Raw genomic sequence first — 20,710 nt, 5'->3', positions numbered from 1 at the left:
GAGCTTGCCGCCACGTTCGGCCCGCCGAGGGCCGCAGGTGGCGTACCCGCGGCGTACGCAGGGGGCCGACCGGAGTAGCGGCCGGCACGCGGGCCGCCGTCGGGGGGGCGGGCCGGACCGGCCGACCATGGGGTGGACGGGCCGCCCCGTAGACTGGTGGATCGGCCCCCACGGGAGCCGCCCGGCCGTCCAGAGAGCCACACGCCATACCGGCACCTCGGGCAGCCACCCGCCGTCCACCTCCTCCTCGCTCCGGGAAGTCGCCACCGTGTCGCTCACGATCGGAATCGTCGGTCTGCCGAATGTCGGCAAGTCGACCATGTTCAACGCCCTGACCAAGAACGACGTGCTGGCGGCCAACTACCCGTTCGCCACCATCGAGCCGAACGTCGGCGTCGTCGGCGTCCCGGACCCGCGTCTGGCCACCCTCGCCGGGATCTTCAACTCCCAGAAGGTCCTCCCGGCGACCGTCGACTTCGTCGACATCGCCGGCATCGTCCGCGGCGCCTCCGAGGGCGAGGGCCTGGGCAACAAGTTCCTCGCGAACATCCGCGAGTCCGACGCGATCTGCCAGGTCATCCGCGCCTTCAAGGACGAGAACGTCGTCCACGTCGACGGCAAGGTCTCGCCCAAGGACGACATCGAGACCATCAACACCGAGCTGATCCTCGCCGACCTGCAGTCCATCGAGAAGGCCGTCCCGCGCCTGACGAAGGAGTCCCGCCTCCAGAAGGAGAAGGTCGCGGTGCTCGCCGCGGTCGAGGCGGCGCAGAAGATCCTCGAAGGCGGCCAGACCCTCTTCGCGGCCGGCATCACCCAGGCCACCGAACAGGGCCGCCTCCTGCACGAGCTGCACCTCCTCACCACCAAGCCCTTCCTCTACGTCTTCAACGTCGACGAGGACGAGCTGACCGACGAGGACTTCAAGAACGAGCAGCGCGCCCTGGTCGCCCCCGCCGAGGCGATCTTCCTGAACGCCAAGATCGAGTCCGAGCTGATCGAGCTCGACGACGAAGAGGCCCTCGAACTCCTCCAGTCCATGGGCCAGGAAGAGCCCGGCCTGGCCACCCTGGGCCGCGTCGGCTTCGACACCCTCGGCCTGCAGACCTACCTCACGGCAGGCCCCAAGGAAACCCGCGCCTGGACCATCAAGAAGGGCGCCACCGCCCCCGAGGCCGCCGGTGTCATCCACACCGACTTCCAGAAGGGCTTCATCAAGGCCGAGGTCATCTCCTTCGACGACCTGGTCGAGACCGGCTCCGTCGCCGAAGCCCGCTCGGCCGGCAAGGCCCGCATGGAGGGCAAGGACTATGTGATGCAGGACGGGGACGTGGTGGAGTTCCGGTTCAACGTCTGAGCGACCCGGCTTACGCAAAAGGCCGTCCGACCTGCGAGGAGCGGGTCGGACGGCCTTTGTGGTGCGCGCGGGCCGTCGTGCCTCGGCCTGCCCTGGCGGGGGCGGTAGTGCCCACCCCTCGGTCCATGGGGCACGCGGTCATCCTGAACCAACCGGATCCACGCAGTCATCGCCCCCGCGGGGCCGCTCCCCCTCCCGACGTGTCCTTCGTCGCCCAATCCGCCACCGAGGGTTCGCCGCGGCGGACCGAGCCGGGGGCGCGGCGGGTGGGGCGGTAGGGGCGGCGTTCGTAGGAGCTGAGCTGCCAGGGCACGCTGATGACCATGACGCCGGGGACGAAGAGCAGGCGGCTCTTGAGCCAGAGGGCGGACTGGTTGTGCAGCAGGTTCTCCCACCAGTGGCCGACGACGTACTCGGGGATGAAGACGCTGATCACGTCGCGGGGGCTGGTGCGGGTGATGGAGCGTACGTACTCCACGACCGGGCGGGTGACTTCGCGGTAGGGGGAGGCCAGCATCTTCAGCGGAACCTCGAAGCCGGCGGCGTCCCACCGTGCTTGCAGATCCTGGGCCTCGTCCCGGTCGACGTCGACGGTCAACGCCTCCAGGATGTCGGGGCGGCTCGCCCGCGCATAGGCCACGGCCCGCAACGTCGGTTTGTGGATCTTGGAGACGAGGACGACGGCGTGGACCCGGGAGGGCAGCACGAGCTCGTCGCGCGGGTCGGCGACGGCGAGTTCGGCCGCGGTGTTGTCGTAGTGCCGTCGGATGCTGCGCATCATCAGCCACAGCAGCACCGCCGCGATCACGGCCAGGTAGGCGCCCTGGGTGAATTTGGTGAGCAGGACGATCACCAGCACCAGACCGGTGACCACGGCGCCCACGGCGTTGATGGCCCGTGCGGTGTGATGGCGCCGGCGGCGGGCCGGTTCGTCCTCGGTGCGCAGGACGCGGTTCCAGTGCCGCACCATGCCGGTCTGGGAGAGCGTGAAGGAGGTGAAGACGCCCAGGATGTACAGGTGGATGAGGCTGGTGACGGAGGCGTGGAACGCCCAGAGCAGGGCGGCGGCGACCACGGCCAGCGCGACGATGCCGTTGGAGAAGGCCAGCCGGTCACCGCGGGTGTGGAGTTGGCGGGGCAGGTAGCGGTGCTGGGCGAGGATGGACGCCAGGAGCGGGAAGCCGTTGAAGGCGGTGTTGGCGGCCAGGACGAGGACCAGCGCGGTCGCGGCCTGGATGTAGAAGAAGCCGACGCTGTGGACACCGCCGAAGATCGCGGCGGCGAGCTGGGCGATGACCGTGCGCTGCGGTGTGGTCTCGCAGTCGCCGGTGAAACCGGTGAGGCGGCAGGTGTCATCGGTGATGTGGACGTCCGAGACCAGGGCGAGGGCCGTGATGCCGGAGAACATCACGATCGCGGTCAGCCCCATGGCGCTCATCGTGGTCGCGGCATTCGTCGACTTGGGCTTGCGGAAGGCCGGCACGCCGTTGGAGATGGCCTCGACACCGGTCAGCGCGGTACAGCCGCTGGAGAACGCGCGCAGTCCCAGCATGAGCAGCGCGAGACCGGCGAGGTGGGCGTCGCCGGGAGCCGGTGTGATGCCGTACGCGGCGGATTCGGCGACCGGGGCGTCGCCGACGATCCACCGGAACACCCCGGTGGCGCACATGATGAGCACCCCGGCGATGAACAGGTAGGTGGGTGCGGCGAACGCGCGCCCCGACTCGCGCATGCCGCGCAGATTCACCGTCGCGAGAAGCGCGACGAAGGCGACGGCCATCACCGTCCGGTACTCATTGAGCGACGGAATGGCGGAGATGATGTTGTCCACGCCTGAGGCCACGGAGACGGCGACCGTCATCACGTAGTCGACCAGGAGGGACGCGGCCACCACCAGCCCCGCCGACGGCCCGAGGTTGGTGGACACCACCTCGTAGGAGCCGCCACCCGACGGATAGGCGTGGACGACCTGGCGGTACGACAGGACCACCACCGCCATCAGCCCCACCACCGCGACCGCCGCCCAGGTGGTCAGATGGAGATAAGCCAGCCCGCCCAGGGTCAGCACCAGCAGAATCTCCTGCGTGGCGTAGGCGACCGAGGACAGCGGGTCGGACGCGAAGATCGGCAGCGCGAGCCGTTTGGGCAGCAGCGTCTCCTGCAGCCCTTCACTCGGCAGTGCCCTGCCGATCAGCATCCGCTTGAGGGCATCCGCAATTTTCGCCACGCGGGGAGCGTATGGGCGCGTCAGCGCGGGGGACGGCTTTGGCGGGGCCGACCTGGGCCTTGGATCCCGAATCACCTGCCCGTTCGACAGGTGCCCGGTCGCGGCCGCCTGGGGAAGGCCCGCGCCGCGGTGCTGGAACGGCGGTCCGCCACCGCGGAGTTGGTGTCCCGGGGGCGTGGTGGCCGCCCGGTGGCGGGGGAAGCGGAGGCGCCGGCTAATGGGGGTAGAGCTGGAAGAGGGTGGCGGGGCGGCCCCGGTGGCGTTCGCCGCCGGCGCGGAGCATCGGCTCGATGAAGGCGCGGGCGTAGGCGTGCGGGTCCTGTTCGGCGCCGCCCAGGCCCTTGATGTACGCACCGTGCGCGGCCAGGGAGTCGATGGCCGGATCGATGCCGGGGCCGACCTCGACGGCGTGCGTGGGGTGCGGGGAGCCGGCCACCGCCACCCAGCGCACGCCCTTCCAGGGCGCCAGCTTCCCCTCGCCGGCGGTGAGTTCGGGGAAGATCCAGCGGTTCCCGGCGTCACCCGCCGCGTCCAGGACGGCGCGGCCCACCACCCGGTGGTCGGGCGTGTTCCAGTGGGCGCCGTCCCAGGTGTCGTGGTGGTTGAGCGTGATCAGCAGCTCGGGGCGGTGCCGGCGGACGGCCGCGCACAGGTCGCGGCGCAGCCGCGTACCGGCCTCGATGACGCCGTCGTGGTGGTCCAGGAACTCGACGGTTGTGACGCCCACGAGCGCGGCTCCGGCCCGCTGCTCGGCCTCACGGATGGTGGCGCACTCGGCCGGGGCGAGCCCGTCGATCCCGGCCTCGCCGCGGGTGACCAGCAGGTAGCTGACCTCGCGTCCGGCTGCGGTCCATTCGGCGATGGCGGCCGCCGCGCCGTATTCGAGGTCGTCGGGGTGGGCGACGATGGCGAGGGCGCGCTGCCAGTCGTCGGGCATGGGGGCGAGCGGGGGCTGCGCGGCGGCCCGAGGGCCGGTCTTTTCGGGCATACGGATCCCTTCCTGTGCCGTCCCGTCCCCTCCCGGGCGGGCCCGGACAACGGGCTCGGGGCCGGGCTCCGGTCCGGTGACCCCTTCGATCGTGGCACGGGCGGAGGCGGTGCACCGGGTGGGAGGGGCGGAGGGCGGACGAGGGGGAAACGCGGCGTGGCCTGGGGCACGGGCGGGGGCGTGGGCCGCTATACCTGCCGTATGCCGGTTGAGCTGGACTTCATCACATCGGGTGAATAACTGGCCCAAGCTTGCGGATGGCAACGCGCGGTTGCCACGCTGTTGCTGACTGTCAACCTGTTGGGAGGGGCCCGTGACGTTCGGTGAGCAGCCCGCGTATCTCCGAGTCGCGGGCGATCTGCGCCAGAAGATCGTCGACGGTGTGCTGCCGCCGCACACCCGCCTTCCTTCCCAGGCCCGTATCCGCGAGGAATACGGCGTGTCCGACACCGTCGCCCTGGAGGCCCGCAAGGTGCTGATGGCGGAGGGGCTGGTCGAGGGCCGCTCGGGGTCGGGCACCTATGTGCGGGAGCATCTCGCCCCGCGCCGTATCGCCCGCGCCGGCTATCACGCGGGCGTCGGCTCCACCCCGTTCCGGCAGGAGCAGACGGACGAGCGGGTGAAGGGCACCTGGGAGTCCAACAGCGGTCAGGACGCGGCCAGTTCGGTGATCGCCGCCCGGCTGCGCATTCCGGTCGGCTCCCGGGTGATGCGGACGCGCTATCTCTTCCGGGCGGAGGGTGAGCCGTCGATGCTCTCCACGTCCTGGGAGCCCCTGGAGGTGACGGGGCGGACCCCGGTGATGCTGCCGGAGGAGGGGCCGCTGGCCGGGCGCGGTGTGGTCGAGCGGATGGCGGCCATCGATGTCGTGGTGGACAACGTCATGGAGGAGATCGGGTCGCGTCCCGGTCTGGCCGAGGAGGCCATGGTGCTGGGCGGGGTGCCGGGCCATGCGGTGCTGGTCATCTCGCGTACGTACTTCGCGGGCGGCCGCCCGGTCGAGACGGCCGATGTCGTCACCCTCGCCGACCGCCATCGCGTCACCTATCACCTGCCGGTGAAATAGCCGGAGCGCCCGGTCGGGGTGGGAGGGCTTCACGGGTGCCGGGTATGTCCCGTCGGCAACCCGGCGTACCCACGCGTAACTCTCATTCCTCTGTCCCATTTATGAGGGTTTGATGCCAAAGATCGATGGATCATGGTGTTGGAAACCTCACAGACCCTCAGCTGGGTGGGTCTTTTCGGCTGCTGCGGGAATCCGATCTTCCTATTCGCTCTTACGATGGCGAAGTTTGTGCACGGCACGGGGGAAGACCAGGAGACCAGCACGTGAGCACGACGAAGACCCCGAGCGCGGAGCAGGGCTCGCACTCGAATTACCGTCGGTCCCTCGGGACCATCGCCCTGACCGCCACTGGTCTCGGTTCCATCATCGGTTCCGGATGGCTCTTCGGAGCCGAGCGGGCTGCCGCCATCGCAGGGCCCGCCGCGATCCTCGCCTGGGTGATCGGCGCCGTCGTCGCGCTCACCATCGCGCTCACCTACACCGAGCTGGGCTCGATGTTCCCCAAGGCCGGCGGCATGGTCCGCTACGGCCAGTACTCGCACGGCTCGCTCGCCGGGTACCTCGCGGCCTGGGCGAACTGGATCGCGATCGTCTCCGTCATCCCCGGCGAGGCCACCGCCTCCGTTCAGTACATGAGCTCCTGGGACTTCGGCTGGGCGCAGTCGCTGTACGACGGCAAGGAGCTGACCGGTCTGGGCGTCGGGTTCGCCAGCGTCCTGCTGATCTTCTACTTCTTCCTGAACTGGTTCGCGATCTCGCTGTTCGCGAAGACCAACACCGCGATCACGGTCTTCAAGGTCGTGGTGCCGATCCTGACCGCGAGCGCGCTGATGCTGGCGCACTTCGACACCGGCAACATCACCCACCACGGCGGCTTCACGCCCAACGGCTGGAGCTCGGTCTTCACCGCCGTCGCCGTCTCCGGCATCGTCTGGGCCTACAACGGCTTCCAGTCGCCGCTGAACCTCGCGGGTGAGGCCCGTAACCCGGGCAAGTCGCTGCCGAAGGCCGTCATCTGGTCGATCGTGATCGCGCTGGTCATCTACGTCGCGCTGCAGGTCGCCTTCCTGATGGCGGTCCCCGGCGACAAGCTCGCCGGTGGCGGCGGCTGGGCCTCGCTCGGCTACAACTCCCCGCTCGCCGACCTCGCCGTGGCCTGGGGCCTGAACTGGCTGGCGCTGCTGCTGTACGCGGACGCGTTCGTCTCCCCGTCCGGCACCGGCATGATCTACGCGGCCACCACCTCCCGCATGATCAACGGCGTGGCGGAGAACGGTCACCTGCCCGGCATCTTCGGCAAGGTCGACAAGAAGACCGGTGTGCCGCGTCCGGCGCTGGTGCTCAACCTCGTGATCGCCTTCCTCTTCCTCGCGGTCTTCCGCGGCTGGGGCTCGCTCGCCGAGATCGTCTCGGTCGCCACGGTCATCTCGTACATCACCGGGCCGGTCGCCGTGATGTCGCTGCGCCGCCTCTCGCCGGACCTCAAGCGGCCCGTGAAGCTGCGGATCATGCCGGTCATCGCCCCGATCGCGATGATCTTCGGCTCGCTGGTCCTGTACTGGGGCCGCTGGCCGCTGACCGGCAAGGTCATTCTGATCATGGCCGTCGGGCTGCCGGTCTGGGCCTGGTACGAGATCGGCAAGCCGCTCACCCAGGGCCGCAAGCCGTGGGCCGAGCTGCGCCCGCACCTCAAGGCCGGTGCCTGGATGGTGGCGTATCTGCTGGTCATGGCCGCGGTCTCGTACGCGGGTGGCAAGGACTTCGGCGGCAAGGGGTATCTGCCCGAGGGCTGGGACATCGCCGTCGTCGCGGTGCTCGGTCTGGCCTTCTACTACTGGGGCGTGCGCAGCTCCTGGCGTAACCCGTCGCTGGTCCAGGTCGAGGCCGAGACCCATGCGGTGAACGCGGCGGACGAGGCCCGCGAGGCGGAGGAAGCGAAGGCGACCGTCGGCGCCTGATTCCTGGCGTCCCCGAGCCCGCTCGGCACTTCCTACCGGCCACTCGCGGCCCCGGCTACCCGGGGCGTGCGGGTGGCCGGTTCACTGTCTGGCCGGTTCGGTACCTCTTTGTGCAAACTCGTATGCGGTGAGTGAAGGTCGGGCGTACGCTCGGGCATATGCGGATTGCGATTTCGGCATCAGCGCACGAGGGGCGCGTAACGGCGCGCTGCACGGCGGACGGAGGGGCGCAATGACCGAGGGTGGGGCCCTGCTGCACTGGCTCGTCATTCGCCAGGACGAGGGCGGCAACCGTTACCGCGTCGGTCGCTATGCGACCCGCGCGGAGGCGGAGCGGGTCGCCGAACGCCTCGACACCCGCGGCCACCAGCAGCTTTACGTGGTCGAGAAGGCGGATCGCGCGGCGACCTGAGGGGCCGGGGAAGCGGGGGCGGGGCGAATGCGGGGGCGCGCGGGGGACGAGACCGGGGCGGCACCGCGGGACATAAGCTGCCGCGCATGACGACGCGCGTGGTGGTGGGCGGGGCGGTATGCGACCGGGGGCGGCTGCTGGCCGCGCGCCGCAGTGCGCCGCCGGACCTCGCCGGACGCTGGGAGCTGCCCGGCGGCAAGGTGGAGGACGGCGAGACGCCCGAGCAGGCGCTGGTGCGCGAGCTGCGCGAGGAGCTGGGCGTCGAGACGGCGGTGCGGGAGCGGATCGAGGGGGAGTGGCCGCTGCGGCCCGGTCTGGTGCTGCAGGTCTGGACGGCCCGGCTGGTGTCCGGTGAGCCGCGGCCGCTGCAGGATCACGACGCCTTGCGCTGGCTGCTGCCCGGGGAGGAGCAGCAGGTCGACTGGCTGGACCAGGACCGGCCGGCCGTCGCCGAGGCGATGCGCCGGCTGGCGGCCGAGGCCGGGACCGGGGTGCGAGGCGGCGGCCCGCCGTAGGCGAGCCCGCCCCGACGGCCGTTTTCCTGCTCCGGCGGCGGTGGCCTCCCGCCCTGGTCGCGGCTTTCCCGCGCTCTTCGCCGCGCCAACCCGGTGCATTTGTGCCACAGTGCACGCTTGAAGGCGATACGCACGCCTGGATATCGGGTATGTCCTGGTTAGCACCTTTCGGGGTGGGGGGACCCGGCGGGGTGCCTCTCGGGCTGGGAAGTGGTCGGCGTGAGCGACAGTGCAGCGGCAGGGGCCGCGGAGCCGTCCCCCCACGCCCCCCGGCACGAGTTCGCCTCCGGATCGCGGAACGCCGAATGGAGCTTTCCGGCCGATCCCGGCTCGGTGCGTACTGCCCGCTCCATGGTCCGCGAGGCGCTGTCCGACTGGGGCCTCGACGGCACCGTCGATGTGGCCGTCCTGCTCGTCAGCGAACTCGTCACCAACTCCCTGCGCTATGCCAGTGGCCCGATCGGCGTCCGGATGGTGCTGCTCAGCGGCGGCGGTCTGCTCGTCGAGGTGTCCGATCCGCTGCCCGATCCGCCACTGGAACGCGAGGCGGCCCCGGACGACGAGGGCGGCCGCGGATTGCAGCTGGTCGCGTGCAGTGCGCAGCGGTGGGGTACACGTCGCGGAAAGAGCGGCAAGACAGTGTGGTTCGAGCTGTCGGCAGGTGGTTAGGAGACAGGTGCGGTCCTGATCGTTGCCAATTCATTGACATTCTGTAGACGGACCGCGATCGAGACTGTGCTGTGATCGTGAAGACCGTGTTCCGGATTGCCGCGGTGCTGGATACTCGGCTGGTCCGGTCCGGGCACGATGAGCTGGAGGGGACGGGGCTCGTGAGCAAGATGTCATCTGATGGGGCAGCAGAATCCGCGCAGACCGGCGGTCAGGCCGGTGCGGGCGGCCCGGGTGACCCAACAGGGCGTCGGCATGCGCGCGATCCGCAGGGGCTGCCGGTCTGGCAGAGCAGTCAGCCCGGATCGATCTATGACTACATCCGCGTCGCCTCCTTCTCCCTCGGCCCCGACGGACGGATCGAGCAGTGGAGCGAGCGGGCCACCGAGATGCTCGGCATCCCCGCCCGCTACGCCGTCGGCAAGGACCCCGTCGAGGCATTCGTCCCCGTCGAGCTGCGGGAGACCGGCCATCGCAAGGTGTCCGAAATCCTCGACGGCCGGGAGTGGACCGGTCTGGTGCCCTACCGCCGCGAGGCGGGCGGCGAGGCCGACGGGCTCGCCGAGATCTATGTGATGCCGTCCGAGACGGAGGACGGCCGGCGCGCCGCCGTCTGTCTCGTCGTCGATGTCCGTGCCCTGCGCGGCATCGAGACCGACCTCGCGGCCTCGCAGGCCGTTTTCGGTCAATCGCCCATGGGCTTCACCCTGTTCGGCACGGACGGCAGGCTGCTGCGCGTCAACGAGCGGTTCGCCACGGTCTTCGGCGGCCCCGCGAGCAAGTACCGCGGACGCGGCCCGCACGACTTCCTGCCGCGCCCCGAGGCCGAGCGGATGACCGTCGCGCTGCGCCGTGTGCTGGACACCGGCGAGCCGGTCACCGAGATGCAACTGGTCGGTGCCATCCCCGGCGAGGACGACCGCCGCCGCTGGTCGGTGTCGCTCTACCGCCTGCACGGCGCCAGCGGCCGCCCCATCGGCGTCGCCGCGCTCGCCGCCGACGTCACCGGCCGCCGCCGCGCCGAACGCGAGGCCGCCAACGCCCGCCGCAATCTCGCGCTGCTCAACGAGGCCGGCGCCAGGATAGGTAACTCACTCGACCTGGAGACCACCGCCCGCACCCTCCTTGACGTCGCCGTTCCGCAGTTCTGCGATCTGGCCTCGGTGGACCTCTACCAAGGCCTGCTGGCCGGTGACGAAGCCCCGCCCGGCATGACCGACGGCAGCGCCGAACTGCGCCGGGTCGCCTTCGCCAGCGCCGTCTCGGACGCCCCGCTCGCCACCACCACTTGCTGCGTCCCCGAGGACGGCACCGGCCCGGTGGCCGTCGGCGCCGTGCACCGCTACCCCTTCAACTCCCCGTGCGCGGGCGCCCTGCGGACCGCCCAGGCGCAGATCATCCCCGGCCGGGAGAGCGACGACGGGCCGGAGCTGGGCGCGGTGGTGCACTCCACCCTCGCCGTGCCGATGGTCGCCAGGGACACCGTCGTCGGCCTGGTGCAGTTCTCCCGTACGAAGGGCAGCGAGCCGTTCGGTGAGCGCGATACGGCGCTGGCCGTCGAGCTGGCCGCGCGCGCCGCGGTCTGTATCGACAACGCCCGCCTCTACCGCCGGGAGCACGAACGCGCGCTCATATTGCAGCGCAGCCTGCTCCCGCCCGGCGACCCGGAGGCCGCCGGCCTCGACATCGCCTGCCGCTACCTCCCCGGCACCACCGCCACCGAGGTCGGCGGCGACTGGTTCGACGTCATCGAACTCCCCGGCCACCGCACGGCGTTGGTCGTCGGCGATGTCATGGGGCGCGGGCTGCGCGCCGCCGTGGCGATGGGTGAACTCCGCACCGCGGTAAGGACGTTGGCGCTGCTGGACCTGGAGCCCGCCGAGGTGCTCTCGGCGCTGGACGAGATCGCCCGCGGGCTGGGCGGCGGCGGGGACGGCCGTAAGACGGCGCGCGCCCCGCGCAGCCGCTCCGGTTCGGTGCCCGCCGGGCCCGCCCACTCCGCCGGCACCGCCGACCTCTCCGAGGTCTACCTCGCCACCTGCGTCTACGCCGTCTACGACCCGGTCACCCGGCGCTGTACGTTCGCCAACGCCGGGCATCTTCCGCCGGTGCTCGTCGAGGAGGGCGAGGACGCGCTGCTGCTCGACGTACCGCCGGGGATGCCGCTGGGGGTCGGCGGCGAGCCCTTCGAGGAGATCGAGGTCGATCTGCCGGACGGCGCGCTGCTCGCCCTCTACACCGACGGCCTGGTGGAGTCCCGCGACCACCCGCTGGACGAGGGGCTGCAGGCCTTCCGGGCGGCGCTCTCGGAGGCCGACCGCCGGCTGGAGGACGCCTGCGACCACGTCCTGAACGCCCTGGACACCTCGCACGGCGAGGACGACATCGCGTTGCTGATGGCCCGGGTGCACGGCCTGCCCAAGGATGCGGTGGGGGACTGGAATCTGGCGCCCGAGCCGCGTTCGGTCTCCCGCGCCCGGGAGCTGGCCCGAGACCAGCTCACCGACTGGGGCCTGGAGGCGCTGGTCGACACCACGGAGCTGCTGGTCAGCGAGCTGGTGACGAACGCCCTGCGGCACGGCCACGGCGAGATCCGGGTGCGGCTGCTGCTGGACCGCACCCTGGTCTGCGAGGTCTGGGACGCCGATCTCGCCCAGCCGCGCCGCCGCCGCGCCAGGGACACCGACGAGGGCGGCCGCGGGCTCCAGCTGGTCGGGCTGCTCAGCGCGGGCTGGGGCAGCCGCCGCACCCCGCGCGGTAAGACCGTCTGGTTCGAACTCGCGCTGCCGGACGGCGAGTCGGAGCCGACGGACCCGACGGAAGCGCTGCTGAGTCTCTTCTGAGATGGCGGCCGGCGCCCCGCCCGGGAAGCGGTGCGGCGCCCCCGTCCGGGCGCCGCACCGCCGTGTGCGTGGCGCCGGCTCAGGCGGCGCGGACGTGCGTCGCCGCCCGCTCCGCCGCGCGGACCACCTGCTCGGTGTCGACGCCGACGAGTGCGCCGCCGGACTTGCGCCGGTAGCCGTCGACGAAGACCTCGCTGATGTTCGGCGGCTGCCCGTTGAGCACGATCTGGCTGGTCCAGTCGAAGCGCGGGGCGAAGTTGAGGGTGCCGGGGTCCAGGACGAGGACGTCGGCGCGCTTGCCCGGCGTCAGTGACCCGACCCGGTCCGCCATCCCGAGGCATTCGGCGCCGCCCAGCGTCGCCATGCGCAGCACGGCCGGGATCGTCGGATGGATGCCGGCGTCCTCGTGGCGGGCACGCTGGAGCCCGACGGCCGCCTTCATCACGTTGAACATGTCCGAGGTGTCGTTGGTCCCGCCGTCGTGCCCCAGCCCCGCCCGGACTCCGGCCCGGTGCAGCGCGGGCAGCGGCATGATGCCCGAGGCGAGCCGCATGTTGCTGAGCGGGCAGTGCGCCACCCGTACGTCGTTCTCGCCGGCTGCCGCGATCTCGTCGGCGGTGAGGTGGATGGCGTGGTTCATCAGCAGGCCGGGGCCGAAGGCGCCGACCTCGCGCAGTGCGCGGATCTGCTCGTCCTTGCGGTCGGTGCGGTTCTCCAGCACATGGGAGTTGAGCATCAGGCCCAGTTCGCGGGACATCTCGTGCAGCAGCCGCAGATCCTTGATGCCGGACATGCCCGCGTGCACGGATACCTGGGCGGAGGCCAGCGGCAGCGGGTCCAGGAAGTCCTTCTTGACCTGGGGGATGAGATGGCGGTCGGCGCCGCTCTGGGTCATCGCGTAGACGAACCGCAGCCCGGAGTCGTCCAGCGCGCGGACATAGCGCTCGCTGGTGTCGTAGGGGATGGCGTGCACCCAGTCGACGACGGTGGTGACGCCCGCCTGGAGCGCGTCGAGGGCGGCGAGCCGGACGAAGCTGTACATGTCCCGGGCGTCGATCTTCGGCAGCGTCGTGCGGTTGCAGGCGGCCAGCCAGCCGTTCAGGTCCTGGTCGGAGCAGCCGCCGCGGATGCTCGACTGCCACAGGTGGTTGTGCAGGTCGACGAAGCCCGGCAGGACGAGCTTGCCGCCCGCGTCCACCACCCGTGCGCCGCGCGGCGCGTCGAGGCCCTTGCCGACGGCGGCGATCTCGCCGTCCCGCAGCAGCACATCGGCGCCGCCCTCCAGTGCGCCCAGGGTGCCGTCGCCGACCCGCGGGTCCATGGTGAGCACGAGGTCGGCGCCGCGGAGCAGGGTGGTGCGGCGCTCTCCCGGTGCGTCTCCCGGTGCGTCTCCCGACCCGCTGCCCGGTCTGCCGGGCGGCGCGTGACGGGTGGTGGGCACGCCGGCAGCGGCTGCCAGGGGGACGCTGCCGAGGCCCGCGAGGACCCGGCGCCGGCTGATTTTCGGAAAGTTCATTCCATTCTTATAGCCTGCGCCGGGCAGCCTGCGGCAAGGTGCATTCCAGCCACATGACGCGCCGTCAGATACTGCTGAACAGCGCTTACTTGGGTTGTCAGTGGCGCATCCGGGCTCATTCCCCCCGACGCCGGATCTTGTTCCCCAGCCACACCAGCGGGTCGTACTTCCGGTCCGCCGCCCGCTCCTTCAGCGGGATCAGCGCGTTATCGGTGATCTTGATGTTCTCCGGGCAGACCTCGGTGCAGCACTTGGTGATGTTGCAGTAACCCAGGCCGTGTTCGTCCTGCGCGGTCCGCTTGCGGTCCAGGCCGGATTCCGGGGCGGCGTCCAGCGGGTGCATGTCCAGTTCCGCGATCCGCATCAGGAAGCGCGGACCGGCGAAGGCGGGCTTGTTCTCTTCGTGGTCACGCACCACATGGCAGGTGTCCTGGCACAGGAAGCACTCGATGCACTTACGGAACTCCTGCGAGCGGTTCACGTCCTCCTGCTGCATGCGGTACTCACCGGCACGCAGCTCCGCGGGCGGTACGAACGACGGGATCTCCCGCGCCTTGGTGTAGTTGAAGGAGACATCGGTGACCAGGTCGCGGATGACGGGGAAGGCACGCATCGGCGTGACGGTGATCGTCTCGGCCCGGTCGAAGACCGACATCCGGGTCATGCACATCAGCCGCGGCCGCCCGTTGATCTCCGCACTGCACGAACCGCACTTGCCCGCCTTGCAGTTCCAGCGGACGGCGAGATCCGGCGCCTGGGTCGCCTGCAGCCGGTGAATGATGTCGAGCACCACCTCACCGTCGTTCACCTCGACCGCGAAGTCCTTCAGCCCGCCGCCGTCCGCGTCGCCCCGCCACACCTTGAAGTGCGCCTCGTACGCACCGGCGGGGGCCGCGGCCTGCGGCCCGTCCTCCTGCGTACCCGCCCCCTGCTGCCCTGCCTGCGTTCCGCTCACCGTCCCAGCTCCTCGTCCGTCAGATACTTCGCCAGCTCGTCCTGTTCGAAGAGTTCCAGGAGGTCGGGGCGGATCGGCGGGGTCTCCCGGCGCGTCAGCCGGATCTGGCCCGCCACCGGGTCGGCCTGCGCCGGGTCGGCGAGCGAGCAGACCAGGTTGATGTTGCGCCAGCGGCGGTCCATCGTCGGATGGTCGTCGCGGGTGTGCCCGCCCCTGCTCTCCTCCCGCTCCAGCGCGGCCCGCGCCACACACTCGCTGACCAGCAGCATGTTCCGCAGGTCGATCGACAGGTGCCAGCCCGGGTTGTACTGCCGGTGCCCCTCGACACCGGCCCGCCTCGCCCGCGCCCGCAGGTCGGCCAGCCGCTCCAGCGCCTGCGCCATCTCGCCCTCCTTGCGGATGATGCCGACCAGATCGTTCATCGCCTGCTGGAGTTCCTGGTGCAGGGTGTACGGATTCTCGGCCGGGCCCGGATCCCCGCCCGCCGCCGCCCGCTCGCCCTCGGCGCTGAACGGCCGCAGCGCCTCGGCCTCCGCCGCGTCGATCTGCGCCGGGTCGGGGTCCGGCCGTACGGTCAGCGATGCGGCGTACTCGGCGGCGTGCAGCCCCGCGCGGCGGCCGAAGACCAGCAGGTCGGACAGCGAGTTGCCGCCGAGCCGGTTGGAGCCGTGCATACCGCCGGCCACCTCGCCCGCCGCGAAGAGGCCGGGCACCCCGGTCGCCGCCGCGGTGTCCGGGTCGACGGAGACCCCGCCCATCACGTAGTGGCAGGTCGGGCCGACCTCCATCGGCTCGGTGGTGATGTCCACATCCGCCAGCTCCTTGAACTGGTGGTGCATGGACGGCAGCCGCCGCTTGATGACCTCGGCCGGCATCCGTGTCGAGACGTCCAGGAAGACCCCGCCGTGCGGGGAGCCGCGGCCCGCCTTGACCTCGGAGTTGATGGCGCGGGCGACCTCGTCGCGGGGCAGCAGCTCGGGAGGCCGGCGGTTGTTCTCCGGGTCCTCGTACCAGCGGTCGCCCTCCTCCTCCGACTGCGCGTACTTCTCCTTGAAGACGTCCGGGATGTAGTCGAACATGAAGCGCTTGCCGTCGCTGTTGCGCAGCACCCCGCCGTCGCCGCGTACGGACTCGGTGACGAGGATCCCCTTCACCGACGGCGGCCAGACCATCCCCGTGGGGTGGAACTGCACGAACTCCATGTTGATCAGCGGCGCCCCGGCGAGCAGCGCCAGCGCGTGCCCGTCGCCGGTGTACTCCCACGAATTCGAGGTCACCTTGAAGGACTTGCCGATACCGCCGGTGGCCAGCACCACCGCGGGGGCCTCCAGCACGAAGAAGCGGCCGGATTCCCGCTCGTAACAGAACGCCCCCGAGACCGGTCCGCCCTCGCCGCCCTCCTGCAGGACGCGGGTGACCGTGCACTCCTGGAAGACCTTCAACCGGGCGTCGTACGCGCCGAATTGCCGCTCGTCCTCCTGCTGCAGCGAGACGATCTTCTGCTGGAGGGTACGGATCAGCTCCAGGCCCGTGCGGTCGCCGACGTGCGCCAGGCGCGGGTACTCGTGGCCGCCGAAGTTGCGCTGCGAGATCCGGCCGTCCGCGGTGCGGTCGAAGAGCGCGCCCCAGGTCTCCAGCTCCCACACCCGGTCCGGGGCCTCACGGGCGTGCAGCTCGGCCATCCGCCACTGGTTGAGGAACTTCCCGCCGCGCATGGTGTCCCGGAAATGGACCTGCCAGCTGTCGTGTTCGTTGGCGTTGCCCATGCTGGCGGCGATACCGCCCTCGGCCATCACCGTATGGGCCTTGCCGAACAGGGACTTGCAGATCACGGCCGTCCGCATGCCCGCCTCGCGGGCCTCGATGGCGGCCCGCAGCCCGGCCCCGCCGGCGCCGACCACGACCACGTCCCATGCCTGCCGGTCCACATGCGCCATCAGGGGGCACACACCTTTCCGTAGAAGTGGCTGTCCTGGACAGAGGGCCTTGTGCGGGCTGCCCCGCGAGGGCCGCCTCAGAAGAAGCGCGGATCCTCGAAGGCCCCGGTGGACAGCAGGAACACATAGAAGTCGGCGACCGCCACGCTGATCAGCGAGGACCAGGCGAGCAGCATGTGCCGCTCGTTGAGCTTCCCGACCCAGCCCCACAGCCGGTAGCGCACCGGATGCTTGGAGAAGTGCCGCAGCCGGCCGCCGATGATGTGCCGGCAGGAGTGGCAGGACAGGGTGTACGCCCAGATCAGCGCGATGTTGGCGAGGAAGACCAGCGAGCCCAGGCCCATATGGCCCCAGGCGTAGTGCTCATCGCGGAAGGAGAGCGCGGTGTCGTAGGTGAGGACCCCGGCTACCAGCACCGCGAAGTAGAAGAAGTAGCGGTGGATGTTCTGCAGGATCAGCGGGAAGCGGGTCTCGCCGGTGTACTTCTTGTGCGGCTCGGCGACCGCGCAGGCCGGCGGCGACGCCCAGAAGCCGCGGTAGTAGGCCTTGCGGTAGTAGTAACAGGTCAGCCGGAAGCCCAGCGGGAAGATCAGGATCAGCAGCGCGGGCGACAGGCCCCACCAGCTGCCGAAGAGGTCCCAGTTGGGACCGCCGCGCATGGTGGCGCAGTTGTCCGCCAGGCACGGCGAGTAGAACGGCGAGACATAGGGCGCGTGGTAGTAGTCGCTGTTCGCGAACGCCCGCCAGGTCGAGTAGACGATGAACGCGAGCAGCCCGGCCGCGGTGACGGCCGGCGCGAGCCACCAGCGGTCGGTCCGCAGATGGCGGGCGGGGATGGCGGCACGCGAGGCGTCGTGCACGCCGCTCGCGCCCGTTTGCGGTGAGGGTTCGATGCCAGTGGCCAACGTCGGTCTCCGGGAACGGCGCTCCGTCGGGGGCGGGGCTGGTGTGGGTAAGGGCGGAGGGCGGGACGGGTGCCGCTAAGGCGCGTGCCGGTCCTTGGCGCCCAGGCCCTCGTCCTCCGCGTCGGTCCACAGCGCGGAGTCGTACGGCGTATCGGGGATGGACACCATGGGGTCGTCGCCCGTACGGCCCGGGGGCGCCGCGGCGACGCTCTCCTTCAGCAGGCCCAGGCTCTCGCGCAGATGCTCGGTGTCGCTGCGCACCCGGCGGACCTCCAGCCCGCTCCCGACGCGTTCGGCCAGCCGGCCGACGGATCGCACCAGGTCTTCCAGGCTGCGTTCAACCGCCGTCAATTCGTCCTGAAGGGACATAACGTGCCCTCACTTTTGAAGGTGTGGTGGGCGATCTCATGCGCCCGAGAGTGTCGCGCGTCACAGTAGGGCTTGGGAAGGGGTCGGGCGTGACTACGACTCGAACCGGTGCGTTTCGGCAACCATGCGCCGCACCGGGGGTCGAACTCCCGTACGCCGAGGTGCCCGCGGGCCCCCGGCGCTCCGCCATCTGCGTCACCCGCCGACCTCGGGATTGGGCCGGGCGGGTGGCCTTGGCGGCGCAGTCGACGTGTCGGGCTGCCGGGCCGTGATCGTTCGTTTTCAGTGGGGGAGCCATAGATGTGATGAGCCGCAAAGTCGGCCGAACGTGTTGCGAAGCGGCGGCTCGGCGCTGCGCGCGTGAGCCCGGAGGTAACAGTCATGACCGACCACGTCAGCTCAGCGCGCGCGGCGAGCCGCAGGCGCCGCTACGCCGCGCTCATCGCGGCGGGCGTACTGCTCCCGCTTCCGGTACTCGCCGGATGCAGCGACGACGGCTCGGCGGAGGCCATCGCGGCGTCCCAGGACATCGCACCGGCGAGCCGCCCGAACGTGAAGGACGGCGGCACGGTCCGCTGGGCCGTGGACGGCATGCCCGGCACCCTCAACGCCTTCCAGACCGACGCCGACGCGACCACCACGCGGATCACCGGCGCCGTGCTGCCCGCTCTCTTCACCATCGACGACCGCGGCACGCCGCAGCGCAATGCCGACTACCTCGACGCGGCGGACGTCAGCGCCCGCGAGCCCAAGCAGGTCGTCACGTACAAGCTGAACGCCAAGGCCCGCTGGAGCGACGGCCGGGCGATCGGTGCCGCGGACTTCATCGCGCAGTGGCAGGCGCTGCGCGGCAAGGACAACGCCTTCTGGACCGCCCGCAACGCCGGTTACGACCGGATCGACAAGGTCCAGCAGGGCGCGAACGCGCACGAGGTCAAGGTCACCTTCGGCAAGCCCTACGCCGACTGGCAGTCCCTCTTCACCCCGCTCTACCCCAAGAGCGTGATGAGCGACGCGAACGCCTTCAACGACGGCGCACGTGAGCAGCTGAAGGTCGGCGCGGGCCCGTTCACGATCCAGAAGCGGGACGCGGACAGCGGTCGGATCGTCCTCGCCCGCAACACGAAGTGGTGGGGAGCGCCCGCCAAACTCGACCGGATCGTGCTGGAGGTGCTGCCCCGCGACAAGCGGGCGGCGGCGCTGACCTCCGGGACCATCGACGTCGCCGAGGTCGACCAGGTCGCCGCCAAGAAGGTCTCCTCGGCCAGGGCCAAGCCCGGCAAGTCCCAGGGCAAGGACTCGGGCAACGCGGGCCCGCAGGCCGGATCCCCGCAGGCCGGATCCCCTGCGGCCGGAGCGCCGGCCGCGGACGGCGCCGAGGCCCGCAAGGCCGAGAAGATGAGCCCGCGGAAGGCGGCGGAGGTCGCATCGCTGCGCGGCTACGCCGTCCGCAAGGCCCTGGAGCCCGCCTACACCCAGCTCGCCCTCAACGGCAGCTCGGGCCCGCTCGCCGATGAGCGGGTGCGCCGCGGGGTGGCCCGCGCCATCGACCGGCAGGCCCTCGCCGACACCGTCCTCAAGCCGCTCGGCCTGCCCTCCCGGCCGCTCGGCAGCCATCTGGTGATGGCCGGGCAGAAGGGCTACGCGGACCAGAGCGATGCGCTCGGCGACCAGGACACCGGGGCGGCGAAGTCGCTGCTGGCGGACGCCGGCTGGAAGGCGGGCGACGGCGTCGATGAGGCCGCCACACCCCGGCCGGCCGGGAAGAAGTCCGCCGCGGCCTCGAAGTCCGCCGCACCGGGGAAGTCGCCGTCCGCCGACGCGTCCGACAACCGGCTCGTCGACGGGTCCGACGGCCGCAACCCGCAGCGCCCCGGCGCCGAAGGCCACGGCTCCCGCGTCAAGGCGAACAGCCATGAGGCGGGCGCGCGCCCCGCCGCCGCCGAGGCCCCGCTGTCCTTCGCCGGCGCGGTGGGCTCCGAGGTCCAGCAGGCCGCCCTGCTGCGGCAGAGCGCCTCCTTCTACAAGGCGGCGGCCGCGGACCAGAAGGAAACGGCGGACGGGGACACCGATTCCGCGGCGTACGACAAGTTCCGGCGGTACAAGAAGCGTGCGGCGCGGGCGCTCGGTGCCGCCGAGGCGATCGAGACCGGGCAGGCCCACCACCTGCCGGGATCCGGCGGCCGGGCGGGTGCCCCGCATCCGGACGCGAAGGCCGGGGACACCTCCGACGGCGACAAGGCGGCCGGCGAGGCCAAGGCCGCCAAGCCGGAGACTGACAAGGCCGACAGGGCTGACAAGGCCGCCGCGGCCCGGGTGCCCCTGCTGAAGAAGGACGGCAAGCCGCTGACCCTGCGCTTCGTGCTCCCCGACGGGGCCGGTTCCGAGCAGCTGCGGGCCGTCGGCGACCGGATCGCCGCCATGCTCGGCAAGATCGGGGTACAGACCTCCGTCCAGAAGGTCGCCGACAAGAGCTACTTCCAGGACCACATCGCTTCCGGCGACTACGACCTGGCCCTCTACTCCTGGCCCGGCACCGCCTTCCCGGCGACCGACGCCCGCCCGATCTACGCCAAGCCGCAGCCGGCCCCCGACGGTTCGCTGACCGTCGAGCAGAACTACACCCGGGTCGGCACCGACCACATCGACCAGCTCTTCGAGCAGGCCACGTCCGAACTGGACGGGGACGCGGCGCACACGCTGGTGGAGCAGGCGGACGCCCGGATCTGGGCCGCCGCCGGATCGATTCCCCTCTATCAGCGGCCCGAGCTGGTGGCCGCGAAGAAGTCGCTCGCCAACGTCGGCGCCTTCGGCTTCGGCTCGCCGCGCTTCCAGGACATCGGCTACAAGAAGTGACCGCGGGGGCCTCTCGGGCCCCCGGCAGCGACCGCCGCAGAGCGTAGCGGGGGGCGACGAATGGTGACCCACGGTGAGATTCGAGCGGTGGTCATAGCGAACATCTGGTGAGAAAGCGCAGGTCAGACGCCATGCGT

The 20,710-nt window shown here is 71.0% G+C and carries 15 protein-coding genes; 8 read left to right on the top strand and 7 right to left on the bottom strand.

What is annotated here, in order from left to right:
* Positions 1 to 268 precede the first annotated feature (268 nt).
* Positions 269 to 1,357 carry a redox-regulated ATPase YchF gene (ychF, locus tag ACIRQ7_RS03115; protein WP_401462571.1) on the top strand — a complete coding sequence of 363 codons (1,089 nt, stop codon included), beginning with the start codon at positions 269 to 271 and terminating at the stop codon, positions 1,355 to 1,357.
* 166 nt (positions 1,358 to 1,523) lie between these two features.
* On the opposite strand, the gene ACIRQ7_RS03110 is transcribed toward ychF, so the two are convergent.
* Together ACIRQ7_RS03110 and ACIRQ7_RS03105 are read right to left on the bottom strand one after the other, a co-directional pair.
* Entirely contained in the window at positions 1,524 to 3,554 is a 2,031-nt protein-coding gene (locus ACIRQ7_RS03110; RefSeq protein ID WP_404260087.1) for an APC family permease, read from the bottom strand.
* Positions 3,555 to 3,798: 244 nt separating this feature from the next.
* Positions 3,799 to 4,572, bottom strand: a complete 774-nt coding sequence (locus ACIRQ7_RS03105) for a PIG-L deacetylase family protein (protein WP_404259397.1) — start codon at positions 4,570 to 4,572, stop codon at positions 3,799 to 3,801.
* Positions 4,573 to 4,885: 313 nt separating this feature from the next.
* Between ACIRQ7_RS03105 and ACIRQ7_RS03100 the strand changes: the two genes are divergently transcribed.
* The 6 genes from ACIRQ7_RS03100 to ACIRQ7_RS03075 all read left to right on the top strand — a co-directional run bounded on the left by ACIRQ7_RS03100 (position 4,886) and on the right by ACIRQ7_RS03075 (position 12,035).
* Positions 4,886 to 5,638: a GntR family transcriptional regulator gene (locus tag ACIRQ7_RS03100; protein WP_404259395.1), complete on the top strand. Its 753-nt coding sequence runs from the start codon at positions 4,886 to 4,888 to the stop codon at positions 5,636 to 5,638.
* A gap of 263 nt (positions 5,639 to 5,901) precedes the next feature.
* Positions 5,902 to 7,596, top strand: a complete 1,695-nt coding sequence (locus tag ACIRQ7_RS03095) for an APC family permease (RefSeq protein ID WP_401462577.1) — start codon at positions 5,902 to 5,904, stop codon at positions 7,594 to 7,596.
* Positions 7,597 to 7,828: 232 nt separating this feature from the next.
* On the top strand, positions 7,829 to 8,008 hold the full coding sequence (locus tag ACIRQ7_RS03090) for an SPOR domain-containing protein (protein ID WP_401462578.1): 180 nt from the start codon (positions 7,829 to 7,831) through the stop codon (positions 8,006 to 8,008).
* An 86-nt stretch (positions 8,009 to 8,094) separates the two neighbouring features.
* Positions 8,095 to 8,523, top strand: coding sequence for a (deoxy)nucleoside triphosphate pyrophosphohydrolase (locus ACIRQ7_RS03085; protein ID WP_404259393.1), 429 nt, complete (start codon positions 8,095 to 8,097; stop codon positions 8,521 to 8,523).
* Between the two features lie 210 nt (positions 8,524 to 8,733).
* Positions 8,734 to 9,192, top strand: a complete 459-nt coding sequence (locus ACIRQ7_RS03080) for an ATP-binding protein (RefSeq protein WP_404259391.1) — start codon at positions 8,734 to 8,736, stop codon at positions 9,190 to 9,192.
* A 170-nt stretch (positions 9,193 to 9,362) separates the two neighbouring features.
* Positions 9,363 to 12,035 carry a SpoIIE family protein phosphatase gene (locus ACIRQ7_RS03075; protein ID WP_404260085.1) on the top strand — a complete coding sequence of 891 codons (2,673 nt, stop codon included), beginning with the start codon at positions 9,363 to 9,365 and terminating at the stop codon, positions 12,033 to 12,035.
* A 79-nt stretch (positions 12,036 to 12,114) separates the two neighbouring features.
* Here the strand turns inward: ACIRQ7_RS03075 and ACIRQ7_RS03070 are convergent, their stop codons facing one another.
* The 5 genes from ACIRQ7_RS03070 to ACIRQ7_RS03050 all read right to left on the bottom strand — a co-directional run bounded on the left by ACIRQ7_RS03070 (position 12,115) and on the right by ACIRQ7_RS03050 (position 17,717).
* Positions 12,115 to 13,551 carry an amidohydrolase family protein gene (locus ACIRQ7_RS03070; RefSeq protein WP_404259390.1) on the bottom strand — a complete coding sequence of 479 codons (1,437 nt, stop codon included), beginning with the start codon at positions 13,549 to 13,551 and terminating at the stop codon, positions 12,115 to 12,117.
* A gap of 115 nt (positions 13,552 to 13,666) precedes the next feature.
* Positions 13,667 to 14,506: a succinate dehydrogenase/fumarate reductase iron-sulfur subunit gene (locus tag ACIRQ7_RS03065; RefSeq protein WP_404259388.1), complete on the bottom strand. Its 840-nt coding sequence runs from the start codon at positions 14,504 to 14,506 to the stop codon at positions 13,667 to 13,669.
* Positions 14,503 to 16,443, bottom strand: coding sequence for a fumarate reductase/succinate dehydrogenase flavoprotein subunit (locus ACIRQ7_RS03060; RefSeq protein ID WP_404259386.1), 1,941 nt, complete (start codon positions 16,441 to 16,443; stop codon positions 14,503 to 14,505). Before ACIRQ7_RS03060 ends, ACIRQ7_RS03065 begins: the two co-directional genes overlap by 4 nt.
* Positions 16,444 to 16,520: 77 nt before the next feature.
* Complete coding sequence (locus tag ACIRQ7_RS03055) at positions 16,521 to 17,348, bottom strand: hypothetical protein (protein WP_401462590.1); 828 nt, start codon at positions 17,346 to 17,348, stop codon at positions 16,521 to 16,523.
* 75 nt (positions 17,349 to 17,423) lie between these two features.
* A complete protein-coding gene (locus tag ACIRQ7_RS03050; RefSeq protein ID WP_401462592.1) occupies positions 17,424 to 17,717 on the bottom strand; it encodes a hypothetical protein in 294 nt (97 codons plus the stop codon).
* Between the two features lie 381 nt (positions 17,718 to 18,098).
* Here ACIRQ7_RS03050 and ACIRQ7_RS03045 point away from each other — a divergent pair, with 381 nt between their 5' ends.
* Entirely contained in the window at positions 18,099 to 20,573 is a 2,475-nt protein-coding gene (locus ACIRQ7_RS03045; RefSeq protein WP_404259384.1) for an ABC transporter family substrate-binding protein, read from the top strand.
* Positions 20,574 to 20,710 lie beyond the last annotated feature (137 nt).

This window comes from Streptomyces sp. NPDC101393, assembly GCF_044767385.1.
Taxonomy (GTDB): domain Bacteria; phylum Actinomycetota; class Actinomycetes; order Streptomycetales; family Streptomycetaceae; genus Streptomyces.
The sequence above is the reverse complement of the archived record's forward strand: the minus strand, read 5'-3'. Positions and strand labels throughout refer to the sequence as shown.

Bases quoted from the DNA above. Each gene is read 5' to 3' on its own strand.
- ACIRQ7_RS03060 (WP_404259386.1), bottom strand. From the start codon at position 16,443: ATGGCGCATGTGGACCGGCAGGCATGGGACGTGGTCGTGGTCGGCGCC.
- ACIRQ7_RS03085 (WP_404259393.1), top strand. From the start codon at position 8,095: ATGACGACGCGCGTGGTGGTGGGCGGGGCGGTATGCGACCGGGGGCGG.
- ACIRQ7_RS03110 (WP_404260087.1), bottom strand. From the start codon at position 3,554: ATGCTGATCGGCAGGGCACTGCCGAGTGAAGGGCTGCAGGAGACGCTG.
- ACIRQ7_RS03045 (WP_404259384.1), top strand. From the start codon at position 18,099: ATGACCGACCACGTCAGCTCAGCGCGCGCGGCGAGCCGCAGGCGCCGC.
- ACIRQ7_RS03105 (WP_404259397.1), bottom strand. From the start codon at position 4,572: ATGCCCGAAAAGACCGGCCCTCGGGCCGCCGCGCAGCCCCCGCTCGCC.
- ACIRQ7_RS03050 (WP_401462592.1), bottom strand. From the start codon at position 17,717: ATGTCCCTTCAGGACGAATTGACGGCGGTTGAACGCAGCCTGGAAGAC.
- ACIRQ7_RS03070 (WP_404259390.1), bottom strand. From the start codon at position 13,551: ATGAACTTTCCGAAAATCAGCCGGCGCCGGGTCCTCGCGGGCCTCGGC.
- ACIRQ7_RS03090 (WP_401462578.1), top strand. From the start codon at position 7,829: ATGACCGAGGGTGGGGCCCTGCTGCACTGGCTCGTCATTCGCCAGGAC.
- ACIRQ7_RS03075 (WP_404260085.1), top strand. From the start codon at position 9,363: ATGTCATCTGATGGGGCAGCAGAATCCGCGCAGACCGGCGGTCAGGCC.